This window comes from Bacteroidota bacterium, from assembly GCA_041658205.1.
Taxonomy (GTDB): Bacteria; Bacteroidota; Ignavibacteria; order UBA10030; family UBA8401; genus UBA8401.
In genome coordinates this window covers 1,207,757-1,228,199 of sequence record JBBAAO010000001.1, presented here as the reverse complement: position 1 = coordinate 1,228,199, position 20,443 = coordinate 1,207,757, and the positions used below count along the sequence as shown (strand labels likewise).

13 protein-coding genes are annotated in these 20,443 nt (G+C 41.3%); all 13 read right to left on the bottom strand.

Annotated elements, in window-relative coordinates; all coding sequences use genetic code 11:
* Positions 1–13: 13 nt before the first annotated feature.
* A complete protein-coding gene (locus tag WDA22_05020; GenBank protein MFA5832823.1) occupies positions 14–1,414 on the bottom strand; it encodes a DUF4159 domain-containing protein in 1,401 nt (466 codons plus the stop codon).
* Complete coding sequence (locus WDA22_05015; protein MFA5832822.1) at positions 1,411–4,551, bottom strand: tetratricopeptide repeat protein; 3,141 nt, start codon at positions 4,549–4,551, stop codon at positions 1,411–1,413. The genes WDA22_05020 and WDA22_05015 overlap by 4 nt, the downstream gene beginning before the upstream one ends.
* An 82-nt stretch (positions 4,552–4,633) precedes the next feature.
* Positions 4,634–7,351 (bottom strand): T9SS type A sorting domain-containing protein, encoded by a 2,718-nt coding sequence (locus WDA22_05010; GenBank protein ID MFA5832821.1) that lies wholly within the window; start codon positions 7,349–7,351, stop codon positions 4,634–4,636.
* A 29-nt stretch (positions 7,352–7,380) separates the two neighbouring features.
* Complete coding sequence (locus tag WDA22_05005) at positions 7,381–7,824, bottom strand: hypothetical protein (GenBank protein MFA5832820.1); 444 nt, start codon at positions 7,822–7,824, stop codon at positions 7,381–7,383.
* 5 nt (positions 7,825–7,829) lie between these two features.
* A complete protein-coding gene (locus WDA22_05000) occupies positions 7,830–8,453 on the bottom strand; it encodes a DUF5683 domain-containing protein (protein ID MFA5832819.1) in 624 nt (207 codons plus the stop codon).
* Positions 8,450–9,934, bottom strand: coding sequence for a DUF4159 domain-containing protein (locus WDA22_04995; protein ID MFA5832818.1), 1,485 nt, complete (start codon positions 9,932–9,934; stop codon positions 8,450–8,452). The genes WDA22_05000 and WDA22_04995 overlap by 4 nt, the downstream gene beginning before the upstream one ends.
* A gap of 2 nt (positions 9,935–9,936) precedes the next feature.
* Entirely contained in the window at positions 9,937–12,963 is a 3,027-nt protein-coding gene (locus WDA22_04990) for a hypothetical protein (GenBank protein ID MFA5832817.1), read from the bottom strand.
* Between the two features lie 10 nt (positions 12,964–12,973).
* Positions 12,974–13,861, bottom strand: a complete 888-nt coding sequence (locus WDA22_04985) for a type IX secretion system membrane protein PorP/SprF (GenBank protein MFA5832816.1) — start codon at positions 13,859–13,861, stop codon at positions 12,974–12,976.
* Positions 13,862–13,913: 52 nt separating this feature from the next.
* On the bottom strand, positions 13,914–15,641 hold the full coding sequence (locus tag WDA22_04980; protein MFA5832815.1) for a hypothetical protein: 1,728 nt from the start codon (positions 15,639–15,641) through the stop codon (positions 13,914–13,916).
* A gap of 92 nt (positions 15,642–15,733) precedes the next feature.
* Positions 15,734–16,423 carry a 16S rRNA (cytidine(1402)-2'-O)-methyltransferase gene (gene rsmI, locus WDA22_04975; GenBank protein MFA5832814.1) on the bottom strand — a complete coding sequence of 230 codons (690 nt, stop codon included), beginning with the start codon at positions 16,421–16,423 and terminating at the stop codon, positions 15,734–15,736.
* Positions 16,423–17,268, bottom strand: coding sequence for an NAD+ synthase (locus WDA22_04970; GenBank protein ID MFA5832813.1), 846 nt, complete (start codon positions 17,266–17,268; stop codon positions 16,423–16,425). The genes rsmI and WDA22_04970 overlap by 1 nt, the downstream gene beginning before the upstream one ends.
* Before the next feature lie 56 nt (positions 17,269–17,324).
* Positions 17,325–18,725 (bottom strand): L-lysine 6-transaminase, encoded by a 1,401-nt coding sequence (gene lat, locus WDA22_04965; protein ID MFA5832812.1) that lies wholly within the window; start codon positions 18,723–18,725, stop codon positions 17,325–17,327.
* A 214-nt stretch (positions 18,726–18,939) separates the two neighbouring features.
* Positions 18,940–20,427, bottom strand: coding sequence for an aldehyde dehydrogenase family protein (locus WDA22_04960; protein ID MFA5832811.1), 1,488 nt, complete (start codon positions 20,425–20,427; stop codon positions 18,940–18,942).
* Positions 20,428–20,443 lie beyond the last annotated feature (16 nt).

Genomic DNA, 20,443 nt, shown 5'->3' with positions numbered 1-20,443 from the left:
TCCCTCTCAATAATTAGCGATTCTGTTCTGATGCAATTTTTGTCCTATTTTGGTCAACAATTCCGCCGCGTTGCGTTAACGCATAGACGACAACGTTCAATCCAAATTGCAATTGCCGTGTATTGTCATAAGGTCCGCCAGCGGTAGCAGGAAGAATTTTCCAATATCCCCAGGCAAAGTTATATCCGCGATTGGAAATTAATACGGCCATTCTCCCGTTGAGAAAAATAGCTTCCAAGTATGGATATATTTCTTTGACTTCTCGCACTCGATTATCATATCGTTGAATATCTTCTCCTGATGGAGGACCATTAAACTTTTCCCACACGGTATACATGGGATGAGAATTGGGAACCCGTTCGAACACTGCATCGTAACCAAGAGCATCTTTCAGCATTTGCCTTGCTGTAATATTAAACGCGCCGGATTGATATGCAATTCCGTCATCGATAAAAAGAAATCCGCCGCTTCGTAAATATTTTGCGATATTCCGTGCCTCTTCTTTTGTGTATCGAACTGCCGCCTGGAATCCCATCATATAGAGAAAAGGAACTGTCGTAAGTTCTTTCGAATCCAAACGAATCGTGCCCCGAATGGTCACTTTCATTTTTGTGCTGTCGTTGGCATATTGCGCTAAATTCGGAAGCGCCTGCGGGACACAATTCCACGACGGCTGACCATCTACCACATCCCAACCCGTTGCAGGAGATTTTTCTAATTTAGTGGAATTATACTCTAACTGATACACATTAAGAAATCCTCGAATATCTTTTTTGTTTTTCGGATTTACCTCTATAAAACCGTCAAACCGGTCTTCATAATTTTCTGATGAAATAAGATTATCTCGCATTGCCGAAAGACCTCCTCCACCACCGCTTCTTGTATTTTCAACATCGTTTGCAAAATTCGGCCCCCAATCTTTTCCATCACCCGGTCCTGCTCCCCAACCTCCAGCGCCACCAACTCCAAAACTTCTTCCATAACTTGTTGCACCTCCCGGTAATCCCCATCCAAGATCTGAAGCACCCGATGAAGCTGTTAATGCACCGAAAAAAACACTTCCTTCACCTGCTCTGCCGCTCGAAGAAGCACTGACTGGTGCATTATTGACAGGAGCGTTGGAGGCAGGAGCATCAGCTCGTGCAAAAACAATTTGTCGAGCAGACGTTTGCGGAGTATAGTCAACATCTTTTGCCAAGTCGAATGATTTTACAAAACGGGGAGGTTGCGCTTCAAATTTCACAGGAGGCTTCACAATATCATATGTATGCAGTTCAACACTCACAATTCGTTCCCCTTTTTCTCCTCCGACAATTAGAATCACAATCCCTACAAGGAGATGCAATGCACTGGATACGCCGATCCCAATAAATCCATATTTGGAAATCGAATGTAATTTTTGAGCTAATGTCATTGATTCTGTTTTGATTCCAGCCACCGTTTATGTTGTTCAGCAAAGAATACGATCATCTGCGCCTGAGCCGTTCCGGAATATTTTTCTATAATCTTATTGAATATCTCCAATGCTTTTTTCTTATCGCCCAGTTCAGAATAAGCCGAGGCAATATTTGCTTCACTGGCATATCGCACATCCGCATCAGGATATTTTTTAATTACCTCTTCCAACATTGGTATCGCACGCTTAAAATCCTGATTGTCAAAATAGATCATTGCTCTGGCGTATTCCTGGAATGAATTGATCTGATCCAACTCATGCACAAGTCCTTTTGCCTCCTCAATTCTTGTGTACGCCGGATACTTATCTACGATCGTTTGATATGCTTTCTTGGCTTTTTCGTATTCTTTATTGTTATAATAAAAATCCGCAATACTAAATTGGGCATCGGGCGCTTGAGTGCTGTTCGGGAATGTCCGGACAAACCGATTCAATTCTTCAACCATCTTCAATGTATCACCCATCCGATAATAGCACCATGCTTTGTTATATGCTGCGGTCACAGCATATTCTGATTGTGGATAATCTTTTGCCGTATGAGCATACTCCTGTGCCGCAAGATCAAACCGTTCGGCATTATAATATGTCTCAGCTATTTCGTATTGCGTTTGGGCAATTCGGGAATTGGTTGGATAATCACGGATATACCGTCTCTTGAGTGCAACGCCTTCGTCAACTTTACCAATGTTCACCAAACTGATTGATCTATTATATAAAGCATCTTCACTTTTTGGATCCAATGGAAATTTTTCGAGATAGATGGCATATAATTTTTCTGCATGTTGGAATCCTTCTCCTTCAAACATCAGATCTGCCGTTTGCCATAGGATGTCTTTGATGTATGGATGAGAAGTAAGCGTATCGGCTGCTTCGTGCATTGTTTCCACAACTTTGTCGAGATTGCCAAGATTACCATATGCATTCGAGAGTGCTGCAAATGCTTTTGCGCGTGAATTATCATCAGCACTATCCGCATGGATAACCTGATTACCATATTCAACAACATTTTGATAATCATTCACTTGAACAAATAATTCTGTTAATGATGAAAGGTATTTTACCCGTAATGACTGCGTTGTTACTTGCTTTAACAGTGTTTCAATTTTTTCGATGGCTTCTTTTTTCTTTCCTATTCCAAGATACGATAAGGCAAGTTTTTCATTGGCGGATGGAACTGAGGCAGGAAAGTTTTCAGCAAATGCCGATTGTTTCAGACAATATTCCAAATCTTCAATCGCTTCAGTATATTTTTTTGTTTGTTGAAACAACGCACCGCGGGCAAACCTTGCTTGGAGCCGTGCATTTTCCACCACAGAAGTATCACTGAGCACAATGGCCATTTCTTCGACAGCCTTATCAAATTTGCCGGAAGCGGCTAGCAATTCACCGAACGTTAGATGAGCATACGGTTTGAATTGTGAGGAATCAGGAAGCTCACTAATAATTCTCGAAATAAATTCCTCGCCTTCAACAAATTTATTTAGCGAAACATAAATTTTTGTAATGCGGCCGAAGGCAAATGGATAGAACTGAGAAGTCGGACGCACTTGTTGCAATGAGATAACAGCGCTATCCACTTGTCCAACATAAAATTGAGCCATGCCTAAATAATATTGAATTTCACTTCGAAGCTGTTCCACACTGATTGAACCGGAAAGTATTTTGTATTCAGCAATAGCATCCGGATAACGTTTTTCATCATAGTACGTTTTTGCGAACTGCATTCGTGCATGCGGTGCTTCCTCCGCAGAGGGATATGTATCGGAAACGGTACGAAATGATTCGCGGGCATTGTTAAATTTCCGCAGACTTAAGAAGGCATTGCCGCGGAGAATTAGTGCTTTTGCCGAAAATTCACTTCCGGCATGATTGGTTAAAAATGAATCCGATGAAACAATAACACTTTGGTAATTTTTTGCCGCATTATAATTTAACACGGAAAAAAATCGGGCATTTTCCAGTGAAAATTCTGCCAGATCAGCAAACTCTTGATATGCTTTGACAAAAAAATCATAGGCCCTCGCTGAACGTTCAAATTCTTTTTGATCCTGAAGCGTTCTTGCGATTTTGTACTGCATCCGAGCTTGAAATACTTTATTTTGAAAATTTTCGTCAATTGCACCTTGATATACTAACATTGCTTGGTCTAATCCACGTACTTTCAACATTAACTCTGCCCAACGGATATAGGAAATCTCAATCAACGTTGGAAGAAGCGTATATGTCCGAATGATATACCGATATCTGGCGACGGCAGAATCAATCGTATTGAGACGTTCATATGCTTCCGCTATTTTGAACTCTCCTTTTGACACCAGCTCAAGATTCATATTATCTTCTTCACGATTCGACGCAGCATCAAAAATCTGGCGTTCGCGATTTGCTCGAAGCTCCATATTTTGAAAATCGGTCCGAGAAAATGATTCTGGTTTATACTGGTTGACCAGAATTGAGAAGGCAATAATGGCATCATTCAGCTTGTTAGCATCAAGAGCGTTCTGTCCAATCTGATACATCGCTCTGACGCGAAATGTGCTTTCCGAATAGGTATCAATGAGATGCTGAAAAGATGCCGATGAACTGTCATAGTGTAACAAAAAACGAAATGCCCATCCGATATCATAATGTGCTTGTTCGACCTTCTCATCGAACGGATGCTGTCGGATTAAATCACGGGCAGCAGTAATTGCACTGTCGTACTCCTTTTTTTGAAAAAAGAGATCATAGATTTGATAACGCGATAACACAGGAAGTTTTGGGGAATCGGTCCGATTGACTGCAATACGAAATGTTGCAATTGCAGAATCGATCATTCCCATGGTGCGGTACGAATTGGCTTTTTGGTATAACGAAGCTGAACGGACACCAACATTTAATTCACCATTCAATAATGTTACGCGAACACTATCAGCGGAGAGTAAATCACTCTCTGTCGCAAGCACTTTTTCATACTGTTCGATTGCTTTCGGGTAGTTTCGTGCGGCAAAATAATTCTGCCCCGCAACAAACGAATCGCGTAATTCCTGAGGCGTTGGAATAAAATACGCAAGACTACCGACAGCAATTAAAATTGAAATGATTACTTGAAATGACATTCGTCCGCCATAGAAAACAAAAAGTAGTCAATAGTCCATCATCCGTTGCGACTACTGACTACTTTTCATTAAAAACTTGATACTATTTCAAGAGCAACATTTTTTTTGTTTGGACAAATTGTCCTGCACGGATTTGATAGATATACATTCCTGTGGAAACTTGTTTCCCAAGACTGTTTTTCCCATCCCATTGAACAGAGTACATTCCCGCATCATATTGTTCATTCACCAAACGGCGAACCTCTCTGCCAAGAACATCATAAATTCTCAATTCAACATTACCAGTCATCGGCACTCCAAACTGAATTTTGGTTGTCGGGTTGAATGGATTTGGGTAATTTTGACTTAATGAATATGTGTTCGGAACATCCGGTAGTACTTCATATTCAACTCCTACCACAAGTGTTGCCTCTTGTAAGATAATCGCATCTGCACGGACAACAAAACTGTCTTTGCGCGCCCGATTAACCAGCGAATCCTTGTAATATTCGCTCACTAATGCCGTATCATTTTCGAGTCGAATATACCCATTGATTGCTCCTGTGCCATGCGCATCTCTCGAGTTTGAACGCAAGAAAACTGATCTTCCTAAGAACACGCGATCTGCACCGCGATTGTTTTGGTTGATCGTATCAATCTGTACTTCTTTTCCGGCACCTTGGAATACTTTATAGATTACTCTCGGAGATGAATTTGACGAACCGACCGGGACTCGAGCATACACATTAAAAGTATCTAAACCAGGTGAACCTCCATCCAATACCGGAATTTTTGGGAAGTATTCAACATACGATGCTTTGTTCGGCAACGCAGGATCGCCGTTAAGGTTATAAATATATCCCAGCATTGTTGCACCACCGCTGCCGCCAGTAGTAGATACTTGCCACTTGTTCATATTGGCAAAATCCGGGAAGATAACGGGATTTTGTGGAAATGTGTAAGCTGCTTCAACATCATTTTCTTCCACGACAACTCCTGTCCCAACACCTGCTCCTGTTAACAGAATTGAATATGGGCTTTTGGTAGAATCGTTGGAATACACTCGAGCTGTTGTACTTAACGTACCGGCGATTGTATCTGGAAGGAATTCAACAGTAAGTTTTTCAGAACCATTGACAGCAGCCAACAATATTGGAAATTGGGGCTTGTCAACAAATTTATAAAATCGTGGATTCAGAATGACAACACTGTCTATGCGCAATGCTGATTCCCCGCCGCTATTGATTTCAATATCCAACCTAAAATTCTTAGCAAGATTTCTAACACTTTCATAGATAGAAACATTGCCAAAGTTCAATTGAGGAGTAGCAGCAAGTGTTGCACCTGTAGGTATTTTACGAATACGAAGTAAATCTGCACGAAGGACTGCGTTGAGCGCAACTTCACGGAATATTTTTACCTTAGTCCAATCACCCTGATTAAGAAAAATTGGTTTGTTTGCCAGTGGATAAAAGAACGGTGGTATGATTGCCTCACTTGCATTATACGACGAGCGAACAGTATCAACGGAAAATGCAGGGATAATCTCTATCTGAGCATTATCAGTATTGCTTGAAAAAGGAATAGCTCCAAATTCTATAAAATAGTTTCCCGAGGAACCGGGTTGACCATTAACGCTGTCCGGTAATTTAAATCGATACTCTGTGGATGCAACAGCATCAAAACTGAATGTCCCCTGTAAATTTCCACCGGCAATTTGAAATGGAAAAGCTGAAATTCCGGTACCGCTTGGGGCCCAGGTTCCCGTGCGGACAATTTCAGGGCGATTCGGATTTCCTAAATTATCAAACGGGGCATTGTAATTTGGTTCATTGGTCATACTTGCATTGAGAATAAAATTGTAATTGATTCCATTTCCACTCAGCGGAATTCTCGCTTTCATTTCCAAAGAATCATTGCTCTCTATGACAAGCGTATCTATAATATTTTCTTCTTGAAACGGTCTGAATCCTACCGCCACATTTGCTTTTCCGCCGGGAGGAATATTCAACGGAAATGCTGCATTGTCTGGAAGTTTAATATCCCAACGATTCGGCAAATTCGTTGCATAGACATTTGTTACCACCAACGTGGTGGAACCGAGATTAAACAGCGGAATCTGTTTGTATGTGATAACACCCAATGGTGAATCTGTCCACACCTCGCCCACACGGACAGAATCAAACCCGTTGCGCGTTCTGCGGCCAAATTCAAGATCTGCACCCGTTGATGAACTGCGTAATATTCTTATCCCATCCGCACGCATAATTGCTGAACCGGAAAGCGAATCCCCTCCAACGGTTATTTTGTAATTCCCTGAATTTAATGTGTCAATCATCAAAGGCACCCACGAGCCAACACCAACAGTTGCCACGGTAATAGTAGAGCGACGTAAATCATGCCGCACAGAATCCTGAACAATGTTGCTGAACTCATATTGAAGCTTGTAGAACACATTGGAAGCATTGTTTGCCGCCTGCAAAACATAATTATAGATTATATAGATATCGGATTTTTCCGGAGGCACTGTCACTGTCCATGTTGCAGAGCGTCCTGCAATCGGTATACCGCCAAGTTGCGATGTTTGACGATATCCGCCGCCAAATCCGCTTGCGCTGGCTCCTGTCCACCACAGACCCACTTCATTATACTCGGGTGAAATTGTGGTTGATCCCGGGTCACTAGCCGGCGATGTTGGTGAATTCGGCGAATTATCCACCGTATAATAGTTCGATGGATCGAGTACTTGTTGAGCACCAAGATTCGAGACCGCACCCAAAACAAGCATGGTTGCGAAGAACATGGTAAAAATATTTTTCATTTGGATCTCCTTATAAGATGAATGGAGTGTTACTTCTTTTTTACAACAATTCTAATAAATGGCGTTGGCTTTCCAACAAATTGAATGTTGTTCTGCGCATATCCATTGGGAAATATTTTATAGTAGATAACGACACTATCGTTTCCGCTTGGTTGAACTTCAGGGGACGAATCCACCCAGACGGGAAAAACAGGTCTGCCGCGCGGGGTAAGCTGTACGGTATCATTGGCGCTTCGATACACTTCCCAATCACGTAAGTTCGCCTGAATTCTGTTTGTTCCGTATTTAACGGAATCGTATGCCCACGTAATGGTAATAACTTTTTGCGATGCGGCATTGGTATCGATTGAATATTTCAAATTGATGATTTCCGGCACCCGATCGTTGTGCGTTTCCGGAATAAGGTTCCGTTCGGATTCACATCCAAAATACAAGAGTCCGAGCAATGTCGATGCTAAAAATATCTTTTTCATAATCATTACTTTAATGGTACCGAAAGCGAAACCAAAGGATTGTGCGGTGAATCAATAGATTGTAATCCCGGTATAGTATGTTGTTCAGGATTCAGCGAAAACAACGATTCTCCTTGATCTTCCGTGTTGTAGAGTACATCCACAATATTTAAAGACCACACAACTGCTGTAACAACCATAAACAGGTCTCTCCTGTTTTTATCTCTCCGCATTTGATCATGTGCGGATCGCATTTCTTGATAATAGTATTCTGCGTTTATCCACGATTCGGCATTTATATATTGAAACTCAAGAGCATCTAATCGTTCGTTACGGGCTATAAAATTATTATGAGAAATGACTGAGGTTAACAACGATCCGAATGCTGTCAATGTAATTCCCACACCCTTGTATGTGTCTCCAAGCATTGATTGGCCTGAACCAGGTATAAGAGATGAATATAACAACGCCGTTGTGCGACGTTCCGATAAACCACTAATATCAGATGAAGGAGATGATTGCTGTAGATCTGTACTATCCGTTGCAAATGTACGAAACACAACACTGATCGGTTTCGGTGTTTCGCCTGCAAAGACAATTGCCGCAAATCCAATTAAACACAGGATAATATTACGATAAATATTTTTCATTTTTTTGCCGATGCAAGAGCGTAATATAAAATATTGGCAAGCAATTCCCGCTGCCGCGTAAAATCTTTCCCTGTACGAATCTCCTGCGTGTTAAATTCTCCCCACGCAATTGAATATCCTCTATTGGAAAGTACTGCGACAAGTCGGTTCTCATAAAATAACCCTAACAGAAATTCATTTACCAGACGTCCCTCTATATTCAACAGTTCTCCGTCAACAGGAGGCAGTTCAGGGAATTTTTTCCAAGCCGTATAGATTGGATGATCTGAAGGAATTCTTCCTATTGTAACATTTCCCCCAATTAAAAAAGAGACATTGGTGATATAATTATTAATGGCAGACCAGTTTTCACTTTGAATGTTGGTAGATCGCTCATCAGCGATGATAAATCCACCCTTCTTAATCAATTCAGCCGCTAGTTTTTCTTGGTCTTCCGTAAATATCATTCTGCCTTCATCGGCAATGATCAATAAAACATTTGACGCTTGTATGTCGGATGCAACGATAGGAGTTTTAACATATGCCGTTTTGAAATTTGTATATTCGTTGAGATACAAATCCAATGGTTTCATCAGATCCGTGACGGGTAATGTATTAGTTGTTTTTACGGCAACGTTTACGATACCGTTTGGCCGGGCAGATGGATCAAGTTCCAGTATTGCCAATTTTTCTCTAAGAGAATCACGTGTTGCAATCAACTGATGTGCATTTTTCGGTAACTCGAATTGTGTCCGCCGAAAATAAAAATTCATTGATGTAAGCTCAGACGCCTGGTTGTTTTCATCATATCCAAGAACAAAATCATTGAACGTCATACGAATCCGTTCAACACCGTCCACCAATGGATCAAAGACGATTAAACCATCGCGCACATCTCCGCGGAACACCGGCTTACCGTAATAATGGACTACACGGCGTATGGTACCCATTCTGCTTTCAAACACATCATCGTCAATTCCCGACGTCCCTTTTCGTTTTTTAAAATATCCTTCCAAACTTTGGTACCTACTATTCTTCTCTTCCCTTCCATAACTGTTCAATTCATCGCCGCGATCGGTCTTGATAACGACATTCTCAGGATCGAAGTTTATTTTCCCCCCGGCATAATTATAGATCGTGACCTTAAAGACCGTAAACCTATTCGGCGTATATCCAAGATCAGGATCGATCCAATTAGCATAGGTGAATGGATTGGTGGAGAACTGAGCAGACTGTGACTGATCGGGAAATTCAAACATGTTTAAATGATAATCAGTAAGATACTTGATCTCGATTTTGTAGTCTTTCGTATCATAAATAACCGTTTGCTTATCATCACTAAGTCTGATGAACCGTGATGTGTCTTTCTCTGCTAATAATTCTTCATCAGGAATGAGCGTAAATTCTGTTCTCTCCGGCGGGAAAACGACGTATTCGTAAACGTTGTCGCAGCCGTTTGCCAGCAGAATTACACTATAGAGAAGTAACAGAATATGACGCACGATTAATATCCGGCAAAAATGGTAAAATAAATCACTGAAAATTGTGAATTAAACTCCTTCAGTTCGTACCGTTGAAACTCCTGGTTGGTAATTTTATATCCAAAATCGATGACAATGTTATATCCACTGTACTGCGATCTATTGGTAAGTGATACGGCAGATGTTGATGAATTAAAATCATCAATTCCGCTTTGAAGATTTCTCTGTTTCACTAAAAATGCATCAGTCAATCCAAACAGCGATGTCCCCTGCACACCGAAATGCAGCTCAGTATTTTCGGTCAATTTATAATCCAAACGTAAAATAGGAATCAAGGATTGCGTATGCGTTCCAATGGATGTCGCTTTGGATCCATCATCGAATGTATTATTCGATACTATCTTCAGAGTTCTGATTTTAAATTGCGGCCGCAATCGCATGGTATTGGCAAAGAAGGAATACGTGTAATCAATTTTATTTACCAGCGCAAGCGAGGTTAATCTTCCCTCAAACTGTTCGTCAATCAACGGACCAAAGTCCAGTTCGTCCAGCGTAGGAGTTCCGACAATAAATTTATTATTCGATTCAAATCGAACATTGTTTTCAATATTGAGATTCGGTATCTGCGTGTATTTTGTACCAAGATAAATGATATGTGAAAGGCTGTTGCGATAATTCCGTGCATCCCGAACAAATGCCGGGGTCGGATCTGCCTGGATTGTTCCTGCAAATTGGAAACCGTCATTAGCAATGTTATCCCGAACCCGCTTCAACGTATAGTATATATCCAATGCGCCAAACCGGGGAGTGGCAATTCCGTACGTTGCCTTGAAATAATTGACACCGTTATTTCCCCCTTTCGCAATTCCTTCTTCACGAATGAGTCCGGCACCCAACGATAAATTTTTCATCGCTTCGAATGTCATGAAATAATGGTATCCGTCGATATCCGGCGTGTACGGATAATCCGGGTAAATATCGTTTTCCTGGTTATCGATGACAGAATTATTGTTCCAATCGTCACCCGCCTCAAACGACGGCGGATCACTATAATACGTCATAAAATCTTCAGTGTAATCGGGCAGACCGTTTGAGTTTCTATCATCGTCCGGAATTCCATCCCGATCACGGTCCTTCCCGGGGAAAATTCCTGTATCCGGTTTTCTGATAATATCACTTAATCCGGAGAGTTCATTATTATTTTGTCGATATCCTAAATTGTATGGATGGACATTCGGACTGTTTGGATTTCCATCGGAATTAATCACATCCAAATTGCGGACAAAAATTCCAGTCGGTACAGCGTTGTAAAAATAAAATCCATCCTCCCATCGATCGTTATCATCATTATCATCAACAAGAGAAAAATATGCTCCGCCGGGTAACAGATTGTTTGTAATTGGTCTGCTTACGTCATCAGCCGTATATCCATAAAGGTCCGGAGGTGTATACGTAATGACATTGGCTCCAAGTGCTTGACTGCTGTAGTAACTGTTCTCCAGCATATACACATCCAATGCCGTGCCGTACCATGGTTCTATTCTATATCGTTCTCCTCCAAGTGTCAACCGACCGATCTCTTTGGTTCCCCGAATAAAAAATGCTTCTCCTTTTCGTTCCAGATGCGGTGTTGCTAACAATGGATATTTTCTAAACGAAGTACTGGTGTTGTACTCACCTTCAAGATCAAATCCATTCCACTTGAATTTGAAATTCATTCCATAAATAGACATCCCCGTGTTTAAACCATAGGAGTATGTCACCCACCGTTTGTTCGATGCATCCTGCACGTTCCCATTTGCACGTTCTACGGTAAAGAAGGGTGTTGGTCTTCCCTGCGTTAATGAACTTGTATGATCGGGATATAAATTTAATCGTTCTGTCGGATATTCATCGCTGCGTAACACCCAGTCTTGCGCTGCATCCAAAGCATAATCGTTTGCCAGAAGTAATTGAAAAGTTGCAGATTCTGTATAGAACGGCATTATGAACGCATACACAATTGAATTCCCGCCGGATGTACTAATCGGATATGTTGGAGCATTCGATCCACCCCATTCTCGTAAATATGCCTGGTAGTATGATTTATTTTGAGGGATGGTTCCATACACAGGATCATCATACGTTCCTGCACCTTCTGTATATAGATCGTCATCAATCGTAAAACTTCTGGTAGTTTCCGTGCGACGAAAAACATAGTATTGAATAGGATTGTTCAAATTTGTCGCAAACTGACTCGGCAAACTTTTATTAATATTTACGGTAGGATGTTCTTTCCCATTAATAATCAGTTTCGGTATAGCATAAACAATCGGACCTGAATTATCGCTTGGAGAATCGTCCCTAACCCGAATAAAAATTATTCTTGGTACAGCATTGGACACATCACCTTTTGATGAACCATCATTGCTATTGATAGAACTATGCCGCTGATGTTGATTGACATACGTTGCACCGATAGTCAAAACATCACCAAGGTCTGTTTCAAAATGTCCGCCAAACATATACACGGACCAATCCCGCGGACGGGCGATAGAATTTGGAAGGTTTGTTGCATCAAAACGAATACGGACAGGATCGGAAACACGCGACGCCACCAACGAACCGCGATATTTATTTGTCGCCCCGTCCCAACGGATACCGTTAAAACGTGCTTTATCAAATGTTAACGAGGTAAATTTTGTCCTGATCGCTTCACCAAGCATTATTCGGGAAGCAAAACCCCCATACTGGTCACTACCGATCAATAAATTATTGAACCAGAGATTATAATATTTTGATTTTTGAACATCACTTCCGCCAAACGTAGGACTAATGAATTGATTCTGCGATTCTCCAAGCTCATACACCGAAAGTCCGTCAACCAAAAAATTTCCAAAATTATCGTAAATCTTCCGTTTATTAAATTGAATGCTGTAATTTTCGTAATTTCGTCCTGAGTAATTGGCGTACCCTTCATTCCCTTTGATTTCATCGCGGCTAATGAACTGAGCAAACGTTTCAATCGGAAAGAGAGAAATAAAAAGTGTTAGCAGAAAAAAATATTTCATTATTTGTATACTAAAATTCATAACCGAGTGCTATGGATGATATTCCCCCTACTTGAGTAATAAACGCTTGATAGGAATACGAATAATCGATCGATAACTTTTCAACTTTCAATCCGAATCCTGCATTATATTCCCCCTGAGAATCTTTGACAGTTATTTTCCCTCCGCCAAAACGGACATAAAAAATGCTTTCAATTCCTGCAACGGAGGTTTGCAAAGCATTAATCTCAGTTCCTATGGAGACTTTCATTTCTCCATTTATGAATGCCATTCCGCCAAGAATTGTATAGTTGAATTTTCGGGAAATGTATGCAGCACCGGTATGGATCTCCATCGGAAGAACCGCATCCGATGAACCATTACTGGCAACAGATGGTTGTGTCAGATTAATGATGGATGCTCCAACCTGAAAATCATTTTCCTCCATCACTTCGCGAAATACATATGTTGCTCCAAGATCGAACGTGAAACCTCCGTAGGATAATGAAGGCTCGGGTACTGCGTTGTCTCCCTTCGGTGCTTCGGCACTCCATCGCAGAATTTTGACATTGGCGCCAAGCGAAAGATCTTCTAAAAACATTCGTGTGGCAAATGAACCGACAAACATCTGTTCACTCCAAAAATTCGGTGAGAACTGCGAAACGCCAATCCCAATCACGCCAATGCTGCCAAGTGAATACGCTCCCCCTGCATTAATCAAATTCATATTTTCATCGATGATATCCGGATAGAGATTTGAATAACTCGTGAAAACATTTCCGGATGTCACAAAACCGATTGCAGCAGGATTATAGAACATGAGCGATGCATCGTTTGTCATGGCAGTAACAGCATGCCCAACAGCATTGGATTTCGGATGATACCCTTTATCCACAAACGCCTGCGCGAATGCGTTCACTGCGCATCCGAACAAAAAACACGATATAAGAAAACACTTTTTCATAAATACTTTAATATGCTACCACAACAGATTTTGTCACAACCTGACCGCCGTTATCCACATCCAATGAAATTTGAACAATGTAAACTCCGGGACGAACTCGTTTTCCATTATCATCATTTCCATCCCATACAAATGCGCTTCCCCCTTTTCGAGGATCACCAAAATACGGATTGACTCCGGAAAGGACGTCGGCTACGGTTCGAATTTTTCGTCCGCTGAGATCGAAAATTTTTATTCGAAGCGGTTTCGATATTTCAATTTTTGTGACCGAAAAATCAATCAGCGTAATATCATTTTTGCCGTCATTATTCGGAGTGAATGGATTGGGATCAATAAGCACATCGACCAGCGGAGTGAGCGGAACACCCGCAGCGGTGACTGACCAGCTAAAACCAATTCCTTCTTTCGTTGCATCCACCGTTTGTGGATTCCATGCGGCATTTTTGCTTATAACTTCCGATGGGAAACTACCGCTTTCAATCATCTTTGTGGAAAAAACGATATCTATATTCGATGAAGTTTTAATCGTTTGTGGAAATCCGATAACTATAGCAGTAGAGGAAGGGACATATTGATACTGAACAGGACTTCCGTTGACGGAAACACTTCTGACAATGGAAGGACTTGGAGTTTGAATCTTTACGGTGTCAATTCCAAGCGATGTCGGGGAAATATTCGTTTTGATTCTATAGGTCAATACCGATGCACTGAGCACATTCACCGTATCGGGATTAATACTTGCAACCGTTGAGTCCGCAAGTAAATTTTGCTGGTACACGAATTTTACCCCACGAATTTTTGGGGTTTGAACGGTAGTGGTTCTTAAACTCAAACGGTATTGAAAATATTTTCTCGGTTCTGCTACAAATAACTGAGCACCTTTTGTACTGCTTGTAGAAGAATTAAAATCAATAGGTGCCGACCAATTCGACCAAGAAAGACTGTCAACAATATTTTTCGATCCAGTCCTCATCTCAAATGAGACGATCGTACCTAATGGAATATCTGCATCTAAAAAAACATTGGCAAAATTTGCCGGTAACGCTCCGGTTGAATCTACTTTTGACACATATGCCGCGTTAACAACATATCCTTGACCAAATATTTTGAATTCCGAGATTACTGTTGAAAGGTTCGGCGATTGTTTATCCAATTCAAATGTGATGTATTGAACAGGCTGAGGATCTGGAATAGTTGCAACATGCCTCGCAGAGTCAAGATTATTGAATTCCTGAAAGACTCTCGATTGTCTATTGGAATCAATGCCTGCATAATAGGAAAACGCTATCGGTCGCAGATTAAAACCTGTCCCGGGTGTATTTCCTAATCCGAACACAACAATACTGTCGACAATTCTTACGACTCGAAGATCAATCTTAATTTGTGTGCCGACATTCGACGGAGTTGGAAATTCAACATAGGTAAAGAAATTATTGTCGTGTAATTTTTCTGCATTGATCTTGTTTGTGTCCGGCTTCTGTTCGGAATTGAGTGGAAAGGAACCGGAATAATACGCTTTCATGAGAGAGTTGGCGGCAAGGTTTTTAGTTTTACCCGGTGCAAGAATAATATTTCCCGGCTGCGATTTTATATCGAAGTCGAACGATAATACCGGATCATATTTAGTCGTGTCAGTAAAACTAAAATTATAGATAAGCGAATCAACAGGAGCATATGAAAAAAGACATTCTGGTACGATGAGTAATGCGGCAACTAAATAGTAGAGTTTTATCATTGAACAATGAAACGATGAAAATGATTCTAAGAATGAAACGTTTCTCTTAAAAAAAGAAGTAATCAGGCTCACCGGAAAAACTTCTTTGTTCATCATTCCTTTTTCCCTTCAATCACAAACACAAATTCTCCTTTTAAAGTCTTTGATGTATATTGCTCCAAAACGACAGATATTGGACCGCGTGTGATTTCTTCAAATATTTTTGTCAATTCCCGGACGACAACAATGTTTCTATCACCAAAATATTGTAACAACTCCCGCAACGTTTTTTCCACGCGATGAACTGACTCATATAAAATAATCGTCCGCTCTTCTTTGCTTAACCGTTCAAGTTTTGTTTTCCTTCCTTTTTTGTGTGGAAGGAATCCTTCAAAGACAAATTCGTGTGTTGAAAATCCACTGGCAATCAGTGCCGGAACAAACGCCGTCGCTCCTGGCAGTGGAATGATCGTAATGTTATTCTCAATCGATGCGGTAATGATCGAATGAGCTGGATCAGAAATTCCCGGGGTACCGGCATCCGAGACGAGAGCAACAGAATCACCATTTTTTAATCGCTGAATAATCTGTGGAACACGAACCTGTTCGTTGTGCGAATAAAAACTGAGTAACGGTTTTTCAATTCCATAATGATCGAGCAGAAATTTTGTCATCCTTGTATCTTCTGCGGCAATCACGTCGACCCCTTTTAAGACATTCAAAGCACGGAGCGTGATATCTTCCAGATTTCCGATTGGTGTCGGAACAACGTAAAGCGTGCCGTGTTGAATTACTTCCGCCATCAAATACCCCAATCTCTCACATATCGGAAATCAACATTAACTGTTCGATGAGAGATCTTTGCAACCAGAGGCGGGCGACGTTTGAATTGATTGATTTGGACTTTACGCCGAACAGTAGCAATAAACGATTTTGCAAACCCAATCTGTTCCAATTCCTCATCATTCCTTCGTTCATCAATCATAAAATAGAGTAATTTGTCAACTTCCCGATAACTAAAACCTAACTCCCCTTCGTCTGTTTGCCCTTGCCAAAGATCGGCCGTCGGTTTCTTCTCAATCAATTTTCGGGGTATACCAAGTTCCTCCGCTAAAGCCCAAACATGTGTTTTATAGAGATCCCCCAGTGGATTAATTGCGCACGCCATGTCGCCGAAAAGTGTTCCATAACCTAACATTGTTTCTGTTTTATTGGATGTACCGATGACCAGTGATTTTTCCTTTTGCGATAAATCGTATAGCACAATCATCCGCTGACGAGCCATGATATTCCCTTTGCGCAAGTTGTCAGAGATCTTTTGTGACACAAACATCGGATCCACCATGGAAGAAATCTCTACGAGCTCGTTACGAATTCCTAACGCCTTCGCAACCAGCGTGGCATCTGCAGCACTTTCCGGACTGCTGGTTTTATACGGCATCATTACTGTCAACACATTCTTTGCTCCCAGTGCTTCAACGGCCAGATATGTTGATACAGCTGAATCAATCCCTCCCGAAAGTCCAATAACTGCCTTTGTGAATCCGGCATTTTGTACTTCATCCTTAATGAATTGGACAAGCATCAAACGCACAGTGCGCATGTTTAATGCTAAAGGATTGTCATTATGTTGTTCGGTCGTTTCCATCTTCTTTTATCTATATCGCTAATTTTTATATACTTCAGATGTCTACAGAAGAATGACTATAACTCTCCAACGTTTAATTCTTTTAACGCGTTCTTTATAATTTCGAGCCCTTCGTTCAATTCTTCCTGTTTAATCGTCAGCGGAGTTCGGAAACGGATGGACCGGTCACCGCAGCCGATCAAGATTAACCCTTCTTCGTATGCTTTATCAATCAATTGATTACGGTTCTGAGCTGTATCAAGATCGAATGCGCACATCAACCCTTTACCGCGCGGATTGGAAGTTAACTTTGGAAATTCTTGTGTGAGTCCATCCAGTTGATTTAACAGATACTCACCTTGTATCCGGGCATTCTCTACAAGATGATCTTCATGAATAATTTCAAAAATTCTTTTTGATCGGACCATGTCAACAAGATTGCCGCCGAACGTTGAGTTAATACGGCTCGCTTTTCTAAACACATTATCAAGAATATCGTCAATACGGCGGCTTGCCATAAATCCGCAAATGTGTGTCTTCTTGCCGAACGACATGAGATCTGGTTTCACAAAATATTCATGCGCCCACATTTTTCCAGTCAGACCAACGCCGGATTGCACCTCATCAAATATGAGAAGGATTTCACTCTCGTCACAAATCGTCCGAAGTTCCTGCAGAAATTCTTTCCGGAAATGATTATCTCCCCCTTCTGCCTGAATCGGTTCGATAATGATTGCAGCTATGTCATCCGTATTATTGATGATCGCTTCTTTGATCTGCTTGATTGCAATTTGTTCATCTTCAATCACTTGTTTCAAATTCTGTTCATTCAGAGGGAATTTGATTGAAGGATTAAGAACTCGCGGCCATTTGAATTTTGGGAAATAATTTGTCTTCGTCGGATCAGTATTTGTCAACGACATCGTATATCCGCTTCGTCCATGGAACGAATGGCGGAAGTGAATCACTTGGTGTCCCTTTTCCGTTGTGTACCCTTTTGCAAAGTTCTTTCTCACCTTCCAATCAAATGCAGTTTTCATCGCATTCTCATTTGCAAGAGCTCCGCCGTCGATAAAAAATGCATAGGGAAGATATTCCGGCTGGGCAAGCTGTCCAAATGTTTCGACAAACTCCGCCATTTCAACAGAATAGACATCAGAATTGGATGGTTTGTTCAAAGCCACATAGGCAAGTTTTTCCATAAACTCCGGTGTTGCAAGTTTTGGATGATTCATTCCCAATGCGGACGATCCAAAGAAGGAAAAGAAGTCCAGAAATTTTTTTCCGTATCGGGAATCGTAAATGTAGGCACCTTGACTCTTTTTCAGATCGATAACCATATCAAACCCATCAGCAAGCATATGCTTGGAGAGAGTTTTATGTACATCGGTCGGTGCTATGGTGACTGGTGTAAACGAGATTTTCTTTCCATTGGAAGAAGCGATCGTTTCTTTCGCCTGGGTAAGAGTTGCAGACATTGAAGTCTCCTTTCATACTTTTGGATAACACAAAATAATGCGAAGAAAAAGTATGAGGAAACTCAGTAAAATTCTTGATGCTCGTACATTGACACGATGTACGGACGGCCATCGATCCCTTTCAAGAATTTAAATTTTTGTCTGCGAATGTGCATTGGGATGTTAGAAGATCTTGCCAAGGGTTATAGCCTTGGCAAGAATAACAGTTTTCGTATTAGTAATTATCTATCTGAGCACGCTGCAGTTTTCCGGAATAATCAACATAGACTGCTTTCCATTCCGTATAAAAATCATACACCGTCCATCCGCCTTCACGATGACCGTTACCGGTCTTCTTCACTCCGCCAAACGGTAAATGCGCTTCGGCTCCAATTGTTGCTGCATTAATATAGGTAATTCCAGATTGAATGTCACGCATTGCCGTAAACGCTTTGTTGACATCTGTCGTAAAAACGGAGGATGATAATCCATATTCCGTATTATTCAAAATACGGATAGAATCTTCAAAATTTTTGGCGCGAATAACGGAAAGCACTGGTCCAAAAATTTCTTCCTTCGCAAGTCGCATTTCCGGAGTAACATCGCCAAAAATTGTCGGTTGATGAAACCATCCTTTGGAAAGAGCTCCTTCCGTTGCGATACTTCCACCTGCAACAAGTTTTGCTCCCTCTTTTTTCCCGATTTCAACATATTGTTGAACTGTGTTCCGCTGACTTTCGTTGACGCATGGACCAACTTGTGAATCGGCAAGGAGTCCATCTCCAAGTTTTAATTTGTTGGTACGATCAACAAGCATGGACATAAATTTATCATAGATTTTTTCTTCAAGAATCAATCTGCTTGTGGCTGTACAACGTTGTCCGGTGGTACCGAATGCACCCCAGAGAACTGCTTCCAATGCAAGATCAAGGTCCGCATCAGCAAGGACGATTTGTGCATTCTTTCCCCCCAGTTCAAGGGAAACACGTTTCAATGTTTCCGCTGCATCCCTTGTAATCTGTTTACCCACACCAGTTGAACCTGTAAAAGAAATCAAGTCAACATCCAGATGAGAAACAATTGCATTACCCACTTCTCCGCCACCACCATGCACTATATTAACGACACCTTCCGGAAGTCCCGCTTCCATCATGATTTCAACCAACATATCAGCAGTGCGCGGTGTATCTGTTGCCGGTTTAAAAACGCATGTATTGCCGGAGAGAATCGCCGGGAACATTTTCCACGTTGGAATTGCCATTGGAAAATTCCATGGAGTGATGATTCCTGCAACACCAATTGGAACACGGATGGACATGGCAAATTTATTCGGAAGTTCAGATGGTACTGTATAACCAAATAAACGGCGCCCTTCCGTTGCTGCATAATATGCTGTATCAATTCCTTCTTGAACATCTCCTCGTGTTTCTGCAAGAACTTTTCCCATCTCCCTCGTCATCTCGCGAGCGATCTCTTCTTTTCGTTTCACCAGAAGATCACCAATTGTTCTCATAATATCGCCTCGCTTTGGCGCCGGAACCAATCGCCATTTTTCATATGCGGCGCGTGCGGCCTTTACTGCTTCGTCAACATCTTCCTTTCCCGATTTTGGAAATATTCCAACTATCTCTTCCCAATTTGCAGGATTATGGTTTTCAAATGTTCTTCCGGATTGTGCATCAACCCATTTTCCATTAATAAGATTCTGAAATTTTTGCGCCATATCATTCCTTTGTAAT